The following is a 15,941-nucleotide window of genomic DNA, read 5'->3' as shown; positions in this document are numbered from 1 at the left end:
ATTGCTAAATTTATTATATTAAACTATTTTACACTTTGTTATTACATCTTTATGACACTCAATGATTTTAAAAGTCACACTAAATATTTAATTAGTCATTAGTTTCTTTAGAACTTACATTAATGTTTTACTATATTATTAAAACTAAATTAATATGTAGTTAAAGCAAAAGAGTTAAAAATAATGGTTAATAAAGTTAAGTATAAATACTTAACTAACGTAAATTTGCATTTTGTAATATACTTATGTCAACTAAAAAAAGAGAAAAGAGAAAATATCGGTTTTTAAGAAGAGCTTTAAGGGTTTTCCTAGGAGTTGTAGTTTTTCTATTACTCCTTGTTCTTTTTGTGAGAAGTTCTTGGGGGCAAAGCATTATTGTACAAAAAGGAGTAAATTATGTTTCTGAAAAAACTAAAACTAAAGTTGTTGTAGAAAAAATGTTTCTTACTTTTAACGGAAACTTGCAATTAGAAGGTTTGTATTTAGAAGATAAAAAAGGAGATACCTTAATTTATTCTAAATCTTTAGAAGCTAATTTACCTCTTTGGTCTATAATAAGAGGAGACGCAATAGGTGTAGATGATTTAAAATGGAAGGGTTTAAGAGCTAATATTATAAGAAAAGACACCTTTTCTAGTTATAATTTTCAATTTCTAATTGATGCTTTTACTTCAAAAAAAACGAATTCAGTTGAAGATAAATCCACTTCAGAACCATTAGATATTATCATTGGAAATCTAAATTTAGAAGATATTAATGTAGATTTTAAAGATGATGTTTTAGCTATAGATAGCAAATTTAAAATTGGTTCTTTGGATGCAAGTATGGAATCTCTAAATCTTGAAAAAATGATTTTTAAGACACATGATATTTCGCTTTCTGATGCTGATGTTAAGTTTATTCAAAATCCAGTTACAATAGCATTACCAGTTGAAGAAGTTCCGCTACCGACTTTTTCTGCCGAAAGTATTACCATAAAAAATACAAAAGCATATTATAAATCTGAAGTAGATAATATCCTTGCAGATGCAAACATTAAAGATTTTTATACAGAAATTCCTGAATTAAATTTAAAAAACAAAACCTTCAATTTAAACAAAATAAGGTTGAAAAATTCGGCAATTTTAATGAAAATGAAAACTGTTGAAAATACAGTAGTTTCATCATCAACAAATACAACAAATGTAATTTGGCCAGAGATAGCTATTAAAATAAACGATTTAAATTTAGAAAATAATAATATTAAATATTTTGTAAATGATGCTATAGTGCAGAAGAATGTGTTTAACCCGAATGCAATATCATTACAAAATTTAAACTTAAAAGTTACAGATGTTTACCTTAAAGACCAAAAAGGTGGTTTAGAACTTAAAAAGTTTAATTTTATAGAGCAGTCTGGTATTCACTTAAATTCACTTTCTTTAAATGCAGAAATTACGGATAAAAATTTGGAGGTTTCAAATTTTGATATTGCAATAAATAAAAATAAAATTACAGGTTTTACAAGAGCAGATTACCTATCTCTTTCTCAATTAATTTCTTCGCCAGAAAAGACAAATGTTCAGCTAAAAATTTCTTCTTTTAAACTTTGGTTAGAAGAAGTTTTTAGGTTTCAGCCAAATTTAAAAAAGCAAGAGTATTTAAGGAAATTAAGCGCAAAAAAAATTACTGGGAATCTAAATCTAAAGGGTTCTTTAGCAGATGTAAAAATATTAGGGACTAACATAAATTGGGGAAATTCTACTGCAGTTTCTTTAAACGGAACCATAAAAAATGTAACTAAACCTGATATACTTCAACTAAATTTAACAAGTTTTAAAGCAGAAACTAAACGTACAGACCTTTTACAAATAGTAGATGAAAAGCAATTAAATATTCATTTACCAGAAGAAATTTTAGTTACTGGAAGTGCAAACGGAACTTTAAAAAATATAAGTTTAGATGGTAAAATTACCACAACACAAGGTGTAGCAAGAATTAAAGGAGGATTTAAAAATAAAGATATATTAAATTACAATCTAGCTTTAAATGTAGAAGATTACAATGTTGGAGAACTTTTAATGAATCCTAAATTAGGTAATTTAAGTCTTACTGTAAATTCTGAAGGAAGTGGAAAAAGCATTAATAATTTAGATGCTACCTTAAAGGCAAATATTTCTAAATTTCAGTTAGGCAAATATGCTGTAAAAGATTTAAAAATTGAAGGCGATATTAAAAACGGAAAAGGAAATCTTACTTCCAAATATAAAGATGAAAACCTAAATTTAGACCTAAATACTTATGTTGTTTTAGACTCTGTTGCTACAGAGGCAGACATTAATCTAAATGTAATTGGAGCAGATTTAGAAGGTTTAGGTTTTATGAATCGTAAAGTAAAAACTGGGTTAGAACTTGATTTAGATTTTAAAGGAAACTCAAAAAAATATGCTATAAAAAGTAATATTAAAAACGGAGTAGTAGTATATAATAATAGAACCTATTTATTGGGGCCTGTAAATGCAAAAGTCTACGTAGATAAAGATACAACTGCACTTTCGGTTAAAAATAAAATGATAGATTTAAATTTAGAATCTAACACAGATCCGCAGTCATTTAGTAAAGCTATACAACGCCATGTTTTTAGTTATTTTTATAGGGACGAAAAAATTTCTGATTCTATTAAAAACCCAGTTAATTTAAAATTAAAAGCTAAAATTTCTCAAACACCCTTAATAAAAGAAGTCTTTTTGGTAAATGTTAAAGATTTAGACACTATTAACCTTTCTGTAGATTTTAAAGAATTAGATAGAAAATTAGTAGCAAATATTACTGCACCGCATGTAAATTATAGCGGTAATGAGTTAGATAGTTTGGCTTTTTCTATGAATACAGATAAAGAGAATTTCAACTTTAATTTAGGGTTTAGAAACATTACAGCTGGTCCTTTAGATATCCCAAAAACTATAATTACCGGAAACCAAAATAACAACGAATTGTCTCTTAATTTTTTAGGTTTTCATCAAGGTGAAAAATTGATGAATGTAAACACAAAAATTACTGGAGATAGAAACAAATTAAGGTTTACTGTAGATAAAGATAGCTTGGTTTTAAATAGTGGAAAATGGAATATTCCAGAAAATAACGAAGTAATTCTAACCAAAAATAAGCTCGCTTTTACCGATTTTAAAATAACTAAAGGCAATCAATCAATAGAAATTACAGACAGATTACCAAATATTAAAAAAAATCACATTGCAATAAATTATAATAATTTTGAAATAAGTGAAGTTTTCAACTATTTAAATCCGAAGCAAGAAATTACTACCGGAATTTTAAATGGAGATTTTGTTTTAGAAGAACCATTTACAGATACTGGTATTATTGCAGACTTAAATGTTAGTCAACTAAAAGTATTAAAAACTCCTTTAGGTAAACTAACTTTAGATGCAAAATCTTTAGGAAATAGCAAATACGATTTTAAAGCAAAATTAAATGGAGGTGATATAGATTTAGATGTAAATGGAGATTATTATGTTAGTAATACTGTTGCCAATTTAGACTTAGATTTAATAATTAATGAGTTTAAAATGAAAGCTTTAAATACACTCTCATTAGGCGAAATAAAAGAAACTTCTGGAAGTTTTTCAGGAGAATTTAAAGTAACAGGTACAGTTGCAGAACCAAAATATAAAGGAAATTTAAAGTTTACCAATGCAGATTTTAATATTACTAAATTAAATACAAAATTTACATTAAAAGACGAGACTTTAAACATCGATAATAGTGGTTTAACAATGTCTAATTTTACCATTTTAGATGCTAAAAAGAATCCACTAATACTTTCAGGAAAAATCAATACAAAAAGTTTTATAAATCCAACTTTCAACCTAGATTTAAAAGCAAATAATTTTAGAGTGCTAAATGCAACTAAAGAAGACAACCCTTCATTGTATGGTAAAGCTTCTTTTAATGCTAATGCAAAATTAACTGGAGATTTACAAGTGCCAAAATTAAATGCCAAAATTACATTGGGTGCAGATACAGATGTAAACTATGTAATGCCCTCTACTTATGCTAATGTAGAAGAGAGAGATGGAGTTGTAAAATTTGTAAATAGAAAGAATCCAAACGCAATTCTAACACAAACAGAAGAACAAGAAGCTATAATTACTGGTTTCGATATTAAAAGTCAATTAAAAATTGGTAAAGAAGCTGTTGTTAACATAATTATAAATAAAGATACTGGAGATAATTTTAAAGTTTCTGGAGAAGGAGATTTTATTTTTACAATGTTTCCTAATGGGCGTTTGTCTTTAACAGGAGTTTACCAAATTTCTGATGGACATTACGAACTCAATTTATACAATTTAGTAAACAGAAAATTTTTACTAGCTTCAGGAAGTCGTATTTCTTGGGCTGGGGATCCTTTCGATGCAAAATTAGATATAAGAGCAATTTATCAATTAGAAACTTCTGCTTCATCTTTAATGGCTTCGCAAATTTCTGGAGAAGATTCATCCGTAAAAAATAAATACAAACAAGTGTTACCATTTAATGTGTACTTGAATATTGATGGAGAATTGTTACAGCCCAAAATATCTTTTAATTTAGATATGCCAGAAAATGACAGAGGTGCAATTGGTGGGCAAGTTTATGGACGAGTTCAACAAGTAAACCAACAAGAAGATGAGTTAAATAGACAAGTTTTCTCATTGTTAGTTTTAAATAGGTTCTACCCAGATTCTGGTAGCGATGGAAGTTCTGGAGGTTTTGCTACCATTGCAAGAGACAATTTAAATGATGCAGTTTCTGGGCAATTAAATGCTTTTTCTGATAAAATTTTAGGTGGCTCTGGGTTAGAATTAGATTTCGGTTTAAATAGTTTTACAGACTATCAAGGAGAAGCTCCAACAGACAGAACTCAACTAGATATAGCTGCACAAAAAAAACTATTTAAAGACAGGTTAATTGTTAGAGTAGGTAGTGAAGTAGATATACAAGGTAGTAGTGCAAACGGAGAAAAAACACCATTAATAGGTAATGTAAGTTTAGAATATAAAATTACTGAAGACGGCAGATACAGAATAAAAGGTTTTAGAAAAAGCGAGTTCGAAAATGTAATAGATGGACAAACAATAGTTAGCGGAATTGCTTTAATTTTTACCAAAGAATTTAATGAGTTTAAGGAACTTTGGAACTCTATTTTAAAGTCTGAAAAAGATAAAGATGATAAACTGAAAGCCGATAAAAAAGCTGCTGAAGAAAAAGGGAAAAAGCAAGAAGAAGCTGTTATAAAAAGTTTAGAAAAGAAAAAGAATTAAATGGTAAAAAATAACTGTAAATATATTGGTGTTTTACTTTTAGTAGTCGTGGTTTTCTATTCTTGTGGAATAAAAAAGTTTATTCCAGAAGATGAAAGGTTATACACTGGAGCAACCATAGAAATAGACGCAGATTCTTCCGTGCACAAAGTTGCCGATTTAAAGGAAGATTTAAAAACTGTAATAAGACCCAAACCCAACTCTAAATTTTTAGGAATGCATTTAGGACTTTATTACTATTACAAAAGTCAGAAAGAAAAACCTAGTTTTATAACTAAATGGTTGTTTAAGAGAATTGGGCAAGAACCTGTTTATCAATCGGATGTAGATGAATTAGAAGTTGAAGAAATCTTAAGAAATAGATTAGAAAACTATGGGTTTTTTTATAGCTCAATTGGTTCTTCTTTTAAAGAGCTAGAAAAAGAAGCTTCTATTATTTATAATTTAAAAGTGCCAGCATCATATAAAATGGCTAATTATAAGATAGATAGTATGGTTTCGCCAATTTATAAGGATATTAAAGATTTAACAACAAAATCTCCATTTCCAGAAAACATGCGTTTCGATTTGGCAAATTTAAAATTAGAAAGACAAAGGTTAGATGTAGAATTAAAGAAAAAAGGATACTTTAATTTTAATCCAGATTTTTTAATTTTTGAAGCTGATACCAATCAATATAAAAATAAAAGATTCGATTTATTTTTAAAGATGAAAGCTAAAGTTCCCAAAAAAGCAACCATACCCTATAAACTTAATCGAATAAACATTTACCCTAATTACAATTTAAATGACTCTACAAAAGTTAAGGAAATTCGTTTTGAAGGTAAGAGTTATCATCAAGATTCAATCTTTTTTAAACCAAAATATTTAGATGATTTTATTACCTTAAAAGAAGGTGATTTCTTTAACCCAGCAACTTCTAAAAATACAGCAAGAAGACTGTCTACCATTGGCGCATACAAGTTTGTAAATATTCAGTATAAAGAATTAGATACTTTAGCTACAGATAATTTGGGTGGTTTAGAAGCTAATATATTTTTATCGCCTTTAACAAAACGTGCAATTCGTGCAGAATTGCAAGCGGTTACAAAATCTAATAATTTTGCAGGGCCAAAATTAGCATTAACTTATAGTAATAGGAACTTATTTAAAGGAGGAGAAACCTTAAACATTAGTACAAATATTGGTTATGAAACCCAAATTTCTAGTGGAGACAATGCAGGATTAAGTAGTTTAGAGTTGGGTGTAAAAGCCGAACTTATCTTTCCAAGAGTAATTGCACCTTTTTCTATAAACGAAGATTTTTTCGAATATTCTATTCCAAAAACAAAAACAAGTATTGGTGCTACGTATTTAAGTAGAAGTAAATTATATACATTATTGTCTGGTAATTTGGCATTTGGGTATGTTTGGAATGCAAATAGATATATTACTTACGAGTTAAATCCTATTTCTGTAAATTACACCAGTCTTTCAAATACAACAGCAGAATTTGAAGAAATATTAGCAAATAACTCTTTTTTAAGTAGAAGTTTCAATCAAGAATTTATAAGTGGACTCACATTTTCTTTCACGTATAATGAGTTTTCAAATTCATCAAAAACGCATCAATTTTATTTAAATTCTACGGTAGATATTGCAGGAAATAGTATTAGTTTATTAGGTAAAGAAAAGGTTGCTGGAGAACCAAAACAATTTTTAGGTTTAGAATATGCCCAATATGCAAAAGCAGATATAGATGCAAGATATCATTTTAATTTTGGCGATAAGAATTCGCAAACAATAGCTGCAAGATTATTTGCAGGTTATGGTTATGCATATGGTAATTCTGATGTTGTTCCGTTTGTAAAACAGTATTTTTCTGGAGGACCATATAGTGTAAGAGCTTTTAATATTAGATCTCTAGGTCCTGGAACCTATAATGATGAAGACAATACAAATTCTCAAACAATTGGTTCGTTTTTCGATAAAACAGGAAACATACGTTTAGAAGCAAATATGGAATATCGTTTTCCAATTTTTTCTTTCTTTAAAGGAGCTGTTTTTGTGGATGCTGGTAATGTTTGGAACTCTGTTTCAAATCCAGATTTTAAAGATTCTAATGGTAATGAAAGAGATAAATTTACATCTAATTTTATAAATGAATTAGGAATGGGAGCTGGTTTGGGTTTACGAGTAGATGTACAGGGTTTTGTAATTCGTTTCGATTTGGCAGCTCCTTTTCACGATCCATCTTTAGAGAAAGAAAAACGTTGGGACTTTAGAGTTGATGAACCTGTTTTTAACTTCGCAATTGGTTATTCTTTTTAATCCATCAATTTTTTAAAACATAAAAAAAACCGTTAGAATTAATTCTAACGGTTTTTTTATTTATCTGTGACGATTTGTTACTACATCATTCCTGGCATTCCACCACCCATTGGAGGCATTCCTGCAGCGCCAGCATCTTCTTTAATATCTACTAAAGCACATTCGGTTGTAAGAATCATTCCAGCAACAGAAGCAGCATTTTCTAATGCAACACGAGTTACTTTTTTAGGATCTATAATACCAGCTTTTAGCATGTCTACATATTCGTCAGTTTTTGCGTTATAACCAAAGTCTTTTTTACCTTCTAAAACTTTATTTAAAACTACAGAACCTTCACCACCAGCGTTTTCAACAATAATTCTTAACGGAGCTTCAATAGCTTTGTTAATAATTTGTACACCTGTAGTTTCGTCTAAATTATCTGTAGTAATTTTTTCTAACACTTTTTTAGCACGAACTAAAGCAACACCACCACCAGCAACAATTCCTTCTTCAACTGCAGCTCTTGTAGCATGTAATGCATCATCTACTCTGTCTTTTTTCTCTTTCATTTCTACTTCAGAAGCAGCACCAACATATAAAACTGCAACACCACCAGCTAATTTAGCTAAACGTTCTTGTAGTTTTTCTTTATCGTAATCAGATGTTGTAGTTTCAATTTGAGATTTAATCTGATTTACTCTAGTTTTAATAGCCTCTGCATCTCCAGAACCATTAACAATAGTTGTATTATCTTTATCTACAGTAATAGTTTCTGCAGTTCCTAATAAATCTAAAGTTGCATTTTCTAATGAAAAACCTCTTTCTTCAGAAATTACAGTTCCACCAGTTAAAATAGCGATGTCTTCTAACATTGCTTTTCTTCTGTCTCCAAAACCTGGTGCTTTTACAGCAGCAATTTTTAAACCACCTCTTAATTTATTAACTACTAAAGTTGCTAATGCTTGTCCATCTACATCTTCAGCAATAATTAATAAAGGTCTACCAGATTGAGAAACTGGCTCTAAAATTGGAAGAATTTCTTGTAAGTTAGAAATCTTTTTATCGAATAATAAAATATACGGATTTTCTAAATCTGCAATCATTTTATCTGCGTCTGTTACAAAATAAGGAGATAAATAACCTCTGTCAAATTGCATTCCTTCTACAACATCAACATAAGTTTCCATTCCTTTTGCTTCTTCTACAGTAATTACACCTTCTTTACCTACTTTGGTAAATGCAGTGGCAATTAAATCTCCAATAACATCATCGTTATTTGCAGAAATTGCAGCAACTTGTTTTATTTTTTCTGAAGAATTACCAACTTTTTGAGTTTGCTTTTCTAAATCAGAAATAATTGCAGCTACAGCTTTGTCAATTCCACGTTTTAAATCCATTGGGTTTGCACCCGCAGCAACATTTTTTAAACCTTCTTTTACAATTGCTTGTGCAAGAACAGTTGCAGTTGTTGTTCCATCACCAGCTAAATCGTTGGTTTTAGAAGCAACTTCTTTTACCATTTGAGCTCCCATGTTCTCTAGCTCATCTGCTAATTCTACTTCTTTTGCAACAGAAACACCATCTTTAGTTACAGTTGGTGCTCCAAAAGATTTAGAGATAATTACATTTCTTCCTTTTGGTCCTAAAGTTACTTTTACTGCATTTGCTAAAGCATCAACTCCACGTTTTAATCCGTCTCTTGCTTCAATATCAAATTTTATATCTTTTGCCATTTTTTTTAATTGTTTATTCGTTTAAATGTTTATCCGTTTAATTGTTGCAACCGAAAAATGCAACTAAAAACAGAATACTTATATAATCGCTAAAATGTCGCTTTCGCGCATCATTAAATAATCTTTTCCTTCTAACTTTAAATCTGTTCCACCATATTTACTGTATAGAACAGTATCTCCAACTTTTACAGTTAAAGGTTCATCTACTTTACCATTTCCAATGGCAACAACAGTTCCTTGTTGTGGCTTCTCTTTTGCGTTATCTGGAATAATTAATCCAGATGCTGTTTTTGTTTCTGCAGGTGCAGGTTCTACAAGAACTCTATCTGCTAAAGGTTTAATGTTTAATCCCATTTTATATAAATTTTGATTAATTAAATTAATTTCTATGCATTAAAACAGTCAGAAATTATGCCAATGCACTAAAACTGACAATTTTTCTATGATTGAATTTTGAAGTTCAGTTTAAAACAAAAAAAATGCCAACGTGTCATTTTCGTTGGCATTTTAAATTATTTCTAACAGATAATTATTGTAAACTATCGTTAGTATTTGTTGTTGGTTCTACAGGTGTTGTAGATTCAATTCCATCTAAAGTATTGTCTAACTTAAAGTTGTTGTCTCCATCTCTTGGTATTGCAAAATTTGCTAATAAAATTAGAGCAAACATAGCAATTGCTAAAGTCCAAGTTGTTCTGTCTAAAAAGTTGTTAGTGTTTTGAACACCACCTAAAGATTGTGCTCCACCACCTCCAAAAGAAGAAGATAAACCTCCACCTTTAGGATTTTGAACCATAACAATTAAGATTAAAGCGATAGCTACAATCAAAATTAGAATTAAAAATGCTGTATAACTCATGATCTGTTTTTTTGTAAAATTTGTACTCTTTTAATTTGGTCTGCAAAGAAACCACTTTTTTCTGGATATTTCAAACTTAAAATTCGATAAGCTTGTATGGCGTTTTCGTACTTTTTTTGTTCCAAGTAAACTTTGGCTAAAGTCTCTGTCATTAAAGAGGAATCTTGTTTGTTTTTTGTTACTGGAACAGTAATCGTTTTATCTTTAGATAAAGGCTCTATTTTTGGATTATTTTTAATGAATTTATCTATTAAAGTAGTCTTTTCAATAGGTTTTTCTTCAGTTTTTCTAACAATCGGTTTTTTAGTCGATAATTGAAGCCATTGCTGAAAAGAATGACTTTCATTAACCGAAAAAGACAATGGTTTTCCTATTTCTAATTTCTCTTCAATTACTTTTGTTTCTATTATTTTTTCTGATGAATTAGCTTCCTTTTCTTCAATTATTTTAGCAATTGGTTCTGTAGAAACTTCTTCAGTTATTTTTGCTGTAATTTGTTTGTGAATATTTTCTTCTTTTTCAGAATTAAAATCATTTGCAGTAATAAAATCAAATAAAACAGTTCTGTCTGTTGTGTAGGCGGCTGTAATTTTAAGTTCGTTATTATATTTAAAACTATCTAGGTTTTTTAATCCCTTTAAATACAATGATCTTGCAGCTTGAAAGTATGGAAACTCTTCAACAACAGATTTTAATTCTGCAGTTTCTAATTGCTGAATTTTAGTTTTTTGTGCTATTAAGTCTATGAAAGTTTCTGTTTTCAATTTTAATATTTAAATTTTACCACTTTGCTACTGAAGCGTTAAAAATATCTTGGGTTATTCTTTCCATAATTTCATCGAAAGCAGCTTCTTGTACACTTCCAATAAGTTGTGAGTTAGCTGGGTAATCTGAATAAAAAGAGAACTGTTTTTCAAAATCGTCTTTTTCTACCAACTTATTTACAAATCTAACATTTACTGTAATTGTTAATCTGTTTTGTGCAGCAGTTTGGTCTGCAGTTGCACTCATAGGTGTAATTCTGTATCCTGTAATTTCTCCACTAAAATACAAATCTCCATTAGATTTGGTTAAAGTTAAATTTGTCTGACGTGTAAATAAATCTTGTAAATCTTGTGTAAATCGCTGACTTAAACTAGGTTCTACTAAAGGTGCTTGATTTGGAAAAAAATCTACTTGCAACGTTTTTGCATCACCTGTACTTCCTCCAGTAAAAGAATATGCTCCGCATGAAATCATCAGTAAAATACTAATAGAAATAGATGTTATATAAAGTAGTTTTTTCATGATTTTACAAATCGTATTGTTTAATTTTTCTGTATAAAGTTCTTTCAGAAATGCCTAATTCTTTAGCGGCTAATTTACGTTTATTGTTGTTTTTCTCTAAAGATTTTTTAATCATTTCTATTTCTTTGTCTTGTAAAGATAGAGATTCGTCTTCCTCAATAGTCTCAATAAAATCATAATCTTTTTCGGCAGAAGAAGATTTTTGAGGAATGTTTAAGACCTCAATATCATGTTCTCTTAATTCTTTATCGCTGTAAATTTTTTCTATTAATTGATGGTTTTCTTCTTGAACTTCTTCTAGATTTCCGTTTTTCATTAAATCTAACGTCAACTTTTTTAAATCGTTGATGTCATTTCTCATGTCAAACAAAATTTTGTACATAATATCTCTTTCTGTAGAGAAATCATTTTCTTTTTTACTACCAATAACTGCAGGGAAATTTCCTTTATTGTTAGGTAAATATTGCTGTAATTTAGAACCAGTAATTGTTCTGCTTTCTTCTATTACAGAAATTTGTTCTGCTAAATTCTTAAGTTGACGAATATTTCCTGGAAACCTGAAATTTAATAAAACACCTACAGCATTTTCATCTAAACGAATAGAAGGCATTCTGTATTTCTGTGCAAAATCTGCAGCGAATTTCCTGAACAATAAATGAATATCTTCATTACGTTCTCTTAAAGCAGGTAAATGAATTTCTACAGTACTTAATCTATAATATAAATCTTCTCTAAAGCGTTCTTTTTCAATAGCTTGCTGCATGTTAACGTTTGTTGCAGCAACAATTCTAACATCTGTTTTTTGTGGTTTAGAGGAACCTACTTTTATAAATTCGCCATTTTCTAAAACGCGTAACAAACGAACTTGTGTTGTTAATGGTAATTCACCAACTTCATCAAGAAAAATAGTTCCTCCATCTGCAACTTCAAAATAACCTTTTCTGTCTTGTGTTGCTCCAGTAAAAGAACCTTTTTCGTGACCAAAAAGTTCACTATCAATTGTTCCTTCAGGAATTGCACCACAGTTTACAGCAATGTATTTTGCGTGTTTTCTGTGCGATAAAGAATGAATTATTTTAGGAATACTTTCCTTACCAACACCACTTTCACCAGTAACTAAAACAGATATATCTGTAGGCGCAACTCTTACAGCTTTTTCTAAAGCTCTATTTAATTGAACATCGTTACCGATAATTCCAAAACGTTGTTTTATTGCTTGTAAGTTTTCCATATAGCCCCTTTTAATTTCCCCAAAGGGGAAAAACACTGTTGTGTTCTCTATTGTGTTTTATTTTCTTAAATTTTAATACCTTTTTGCTTTCTAATATAAGTAGCTAATAACCATCTTAATATAAACTTTTAGTTTGAGTGTCTCTCCCCTTTGGGGAGACTAAGAGGGGCTTCTTAATTATTATCAGAATACCCAACAACAGTTCCTTTTAAGGTTGCTGAAGTACAATCTTCTACTTTTACCATTACAAAATCACCCAATTTATAATCGCCTTTTTCAAAAACGGCAACTGTATTTTGTGTATTTCTTCCTTTCCATTCATTCGGGTTTTTCTTTGAAGTTCCTTCAATAAGAAACTCTTCAGTTTTTCCTAAATGTTGTTGTGTTCTGTATAAAGCGTGTTCTTGTTGTAAGTCGATAACTTCTTGTAATCTTCTTTTTTTAGTTTCAAAAGGAACATCATCTTCCATTTTATTACCAGCTAAAGTTCCTGGTCTTTCAGAATAAGAAAACATAAAACCGAAATCGTATTTTACATATTTCATCAATTCTAAAGTATCTTGATGATCTTGTTCAGTTTCTCCACAAAAACCAACAATCATATCTTGAGATAAAGACATTTCTGGAACAATTTTAAAGATATTATCTACCAATTCCATGTATTCTTCACGCGTATGTTGTCTGTTCATGGCTTTTAACATGGCGTTACTTCCACTTTGTACAGGTAAATGTAAATATTTACAAATATTTTTGTGTTTTGCCATGGTATGAATCACGTCTAACTTCATATCTTGAGGATTTGAAGTTGAAAAACGAAATCGTGTTTTTGGGAATTTGGTAGCACACATATCTAACAATTCTGCAAAACCAACTGCAGTTGCTTGTGCCATTTCAGAAGCTTTATTAAAGTCTTTTTTCAAACCACCACCATACCAAAGAAAACTATCTACATTTTGCCCAAGCAAAGTAATTTCTTTATAGTTTTGGTCAACCATAGATTGAATTTCCTCTAAAATGCTTTTAGGATCTCTACTTCTTTCACGTCCCCTTGTAAAAGGAACTACACAAAAAGTACACATATTATCACAACCTCTCGTAATGGAAACAAACGCAGTAACTCCGTTAGAATTTAAACGAACAGGAGAAACATCTCCATAGGTTTCTTCTTTCGATAAAATAACATTTACAGCATCTCTACCTTCAGAAACTTCTTCTAATAAATTTGGAATATCTCTGTAAGCATCTGGCCCAACAACTAAATCTACAATTTTTTCTTCTTCTAAAAACTTTTCTTTTAAACGTTCTGCCATACAACCTAAAACCCCAACTTTCATTTTTGGGTTTATGCGTTTCACCTTGTTGTATTTTTGCAAACGTTTACGAACTGTAGTTTCCGCTTTTTCGCGAATTGAGCAAGTATTTACCATAACTAAATCTGCTTCTTCTAAAATTTGAGTGGTATTATAACCCTGTTTGTCTAAAATTGAAGCCACAATTTCACTATCATTCATATTCATTTGACAGCCGTAACTTTCAATGAATAATTTCTTGGTATTTTCTTTTTTATTTTTAGTTACAAGTGCTTTTCCTTGTATTCTTTCGTCGATAACTTTTTCGATGTGTTCCATATTCAAAAAATGAATTGCAAATATACAACCAAAAATGAAAAATTGTGACAAATTGGCAGAAAAACAAAGAAATGATTTTTATAGATTTGAGTTTCTGAAAAGCAGCATCACAATGAAAAAATACATTTTAGCATTAGATCAAGGAACTACAAGTTCTAGAGCGATTGTTTTTGATAAAAAAGGAAACATAAAATCTATTGCTCAAAAAGAATTTACACAGATTTTTCCAAAACCAAGTTGGGTAGAACACGATGCTTTAGAAATTTGGTCTACACAAGCAGGTGTTGCAGCAGAAGCTATTGCTATGAAAAGTATAGAAATGGAAGAAATTGCTGCAATCGGAATTACAAATCAGCGTGAAACTGTTGTTGTCTGGGATAAAAACACAGGAAAACCAATATATAATGCAATTGTTTGGCAAGATAAAAGAACAGCTGATTATTGTGATGAATTAAAAGCAGCAGGAAAATCTGAAATAATTAAAGAGAAAACAGGCTTGGTTATCGATTCTTATTTTTCTGGAACAAAAGTAAAATGGATTCTAGATAATGTTGAAGGCGCAAAAGAAAAAGCAAAAAATGGAGAATTATTATTAGGAACTATCGATTCTTGGTTGGTTTGGAATTTTTCAAAAAAACAAAAACATATTACAGATGTTTCAAACGCTTCTAGAACTTTGTTATTCAATATATATACCATGTCTTGGGACGATGAATTGTTAGAATTATTCACCATCCCTAAATCGATGTTACCAGAAGTAAAACAATCCAGCGAAATTTACGGACATACAAAGTCCTCTTTTTTTGATTGCAATATTCCTATAGCAGGAATTGCAGGAGACCAACAAGCAGCGCTTTTTGGACAAATGTGCACCAAAAAAGGTATGGTTAAAAACACCTATGGAACAGGTTGTTTTATGTTGATGAATATTGGCGACAAACCAATTGTTTCAAAAAACAATTTATTAACTACAGTTGCTTGGAAAATCAACGGAAAAACCACCTACGCTTTTGAAGGAAGTGTTTTTATTGCAGGTGCAGCTGTACAATGGTTAAGAGATGGGTTAAAAATTATTAGAGATTCTTCTGAAGTAGAAGCATTGGCAAAATCTGTTGAAGATTCAGATGGTGTTTATTTTGTACCAGCTTTTGCTGGTTTAGGAGCACCACATTGGAATCAGAAAGCGCAAGGAACTATTTTTGGAATTACAAGAGGAACAACAGATGCGCATATTGCAAGAGCAACTATAGATGCGATTGCATACCAATCTATGGATATTTTAAAAGCGATGGAAGCAGATGCAGAAACTACAATTAAAGAATTAAGAGTTGATGGTGGAGCAACAGTTAATAATACTTTAATGCAATTTCAAGCAGATGTTTTAAACACAAAAACAATTAGACCAAAAATAGTAGAAACTACAGCAATGGGTGCCGCTTTTTTAGCTGGTTTAGCAGTTGGTTTTTGGGAAAGTGAAGAAGAAATTCAAAAAATCTGGCAAATAGATGAAACTTTTAAACCATCAAGAAAAAGAGAAAAAATAGAGGAGAATATTAAAGGTTGGTATAAAGCAATTGCAGCTTTAGAATATTGGGCTAAATAACTAAAATT

General features: G+C 30.0%; 10 protein-coding genes. 3 read left to right on the top strand and 7 right to left on the bottom strand.

Annotation, left to right across the window (positions count from 1 at the left end):
• Positions 1–245: 245 nt before the first annotated feature.
• Both H9W90_RS09885 and tamL read left to right on the top strand, forming a co-directional pair.
• On the top strand, positions 246–5,300 hold the full coding sequence (locus H9W90_RS09885; RefSeq protein WP_187481438.1) for a translocation/assembly module TamB domain-containing protein: 5,055 nt from the start codon (positions 246–248) through the stop codon (positions 5,298–5,300).
• The gene (gene tamL, locus H9W90_RS09880; protein WP_187481437.1) at positions 5,301–7,610 is read left to right on the top strand and encodes a translocation and assembly module lipoprotein TamL; all 2,310 of its coding nucleotides are present in this window, start codon (positions 5,301–5,303) and stop codon (positions 7,608–7,610) included. It abuts the gene before it with no gap.
• 80 nt (positions 7,611–7,690) lie between these two features.
• On the opposite strand, the gene groL is transcribed toward tamL, so the two are convergent.
• The 7 genes from groL to miaB form a co-directional block, all read right to left on the bottom strand.
• On the bottom strand, positions 7,691–9,325 hold the full coding sequence (gene groL / locus H9W90_RS09875) for a chaperonin GroEL (protein ID WP_187481436.1): 1,635 nt from the start codon (positions 9,323–9,325) through the stop codon (positions 7,691–7,693).
• Between the two features lie 78 nt (positions 9,326–9,403).
• Complete coding sequence (locus tag H9W90_RS09870) at positions 9,404–9,679, bottom strand: co-chaperone GroES (RefSeq protein ID WP_088355328.1); 276 nt, start codon at positions 9,677–9,679, stop codon at positions 9,404–9,406.
• Between the two features lie 175 nt (positions 9,680–9,854).
• A complete protein-coding gene (gene secG / locus H9W90_RS09865; RefSeq protein WP_187481435.1) occupies positions 9,855–10,184 on the bottom strand; it encodes a preprotein translocase subunit SecG in 330 nt (109 codons plus the stop codon).
• Positions 10,181–10,948 (bottom strand): DUF8458 domain-containing protein, encoded by a 768-nt coding sequence (locus H9W90_RS09860; protein WP_187481434.1) that lies wholly within the window; start codon positions 10,946–10,948, stop codon positions 10,181–10,183. Before H9W90_RS09860 ends, secG begins: the two co-directional genes overlap by 4 nt.
• 16 nt (positions 10,949–10,964) lie before the next feature.
• On the bottom strand, positions 10,965–11,471 hold the full coding sequence (locus H9W90_RS09855; RefSeq protein ID WP_187481433.1) for an LptE family protein: 507 nt from the start codon (positions 11,469–11,471) through the stop codon (positions 10,965–10,967).
• Positions 11,472–11,475: 4 nt separating this feature from the next.
• Positions 11,476–12,702, bottom strand: coding sequence for a sigma-54 interaction domain-containing protein (locus H9W90_RS09850; protein WP_187481432.1), 1,227 nt, complete (start codon positions 12,700–12,702; stop codon positions 11,476–11,478).
• A gap of 173 nt (positions 12,703–12,875) precedes the next feature.
• Positions 12,876–14,330: a tRNA (N6-isopentenyl adenosine(37)-C2)-methylthiotransferase MiaB gene (gene miaB, locus H9W90_RS09845; protein WP_187481431.1), complete on the bottom strand. Its 1,455-nt coding sequence runs from the start codon at positions 14,328–14,330 to the stop codon at positions 12,876–12,878.
• 112 nt (positions 14,331–14,442) lie between these two features.
• Between miaB and glpK the strand changes: the two genes are divergently transcribed.
• A complete protein-coding gene (gene glpK, locus H9W90_RS09840; RefSeq protein ID WP_187483969.1) occupies positions 14,443–15,933 on the top strand; it encodes a glycerol kinase GlpK in 1,491 nt (496 codons plus the stop codon).
• The last annotated feature ends 8 nt before the right edge of the window (positions 15,934–15,941 follow it).

The organism is Polaribacter pectinis (assembly GCF_014352875.1).
GTDB classification, from domain to species: Bacteria; Bacteroidota; Bacteroidia; order Flavobacteriales; family Flavobacteriaceae; genus Polaribacter; species Polaribacter pectinis.
This window is presented reverse-complemented; position numbering and strand designations above follow the sequence as displayed.

Bases quoted from the DNA above. Each gene is read 5' to 3' on its own strand.
- H9W90_RS09885 (WP_187481438.1), top strand. From the start codon at position 246: ATGTCAACTAAAAAAAGAGAAAAGAGAAAATATCGGTTTTTAAGAAGA.
- tamL (WP_187481437.1), top strand. From the start codon at position 5,301: ATGGTAAAAAATAACTGTAAATATATTGGTGTTTTACTTTTAGTAGTC.
- groL (WP_187481436.1), bottom strand. From the start codon at position 9,325: ATGGCAAAAGATATAAAATTTGATATTGAAGCAAGAGACGGATTAAAA.
- H9W90_RS09870 (WP_088355328.1), bottom strand. From the start codon at position 9,679: ATGGGATTAAACATTAAACCTTTAGCAGATAGAGTTCTTGTAGAACCT.
- secG (WP_187481435.1), bottom strand. From the start codon at position 10,184: ATGAGTTATACAGCATTTTTAATTCTAATTTTGATTGTAGCTATCGCT.
- H9W90_RS09855 (WP_187481433.1), bottom strand. From the start codon at position 11,471: ATGAAAAAACTACTTTATATAACATCTATTTCTATTAGTATTTTACTG.
- H9W90_RS09850 (WP_187481432.1), bottom strand. From the start codon at position 12,702: ATGGAAAACTTACAAGCAATAAAACAACGTTTTGGAATTATCGGTAAC.
- miaB (WP_187481431.1), bottom strand. From the start codon at position 14,330: ATGGAACACATCGAAAAAGTTATCGACGAAAGAATACAAGGAAAAGCA.
- glpK (WP_187483969.1), top strand. From the start codon at position 14,443: ATGAAAAAATACATTTTAGCATTAGATCAAGGAACTACAAGTTCTAGA.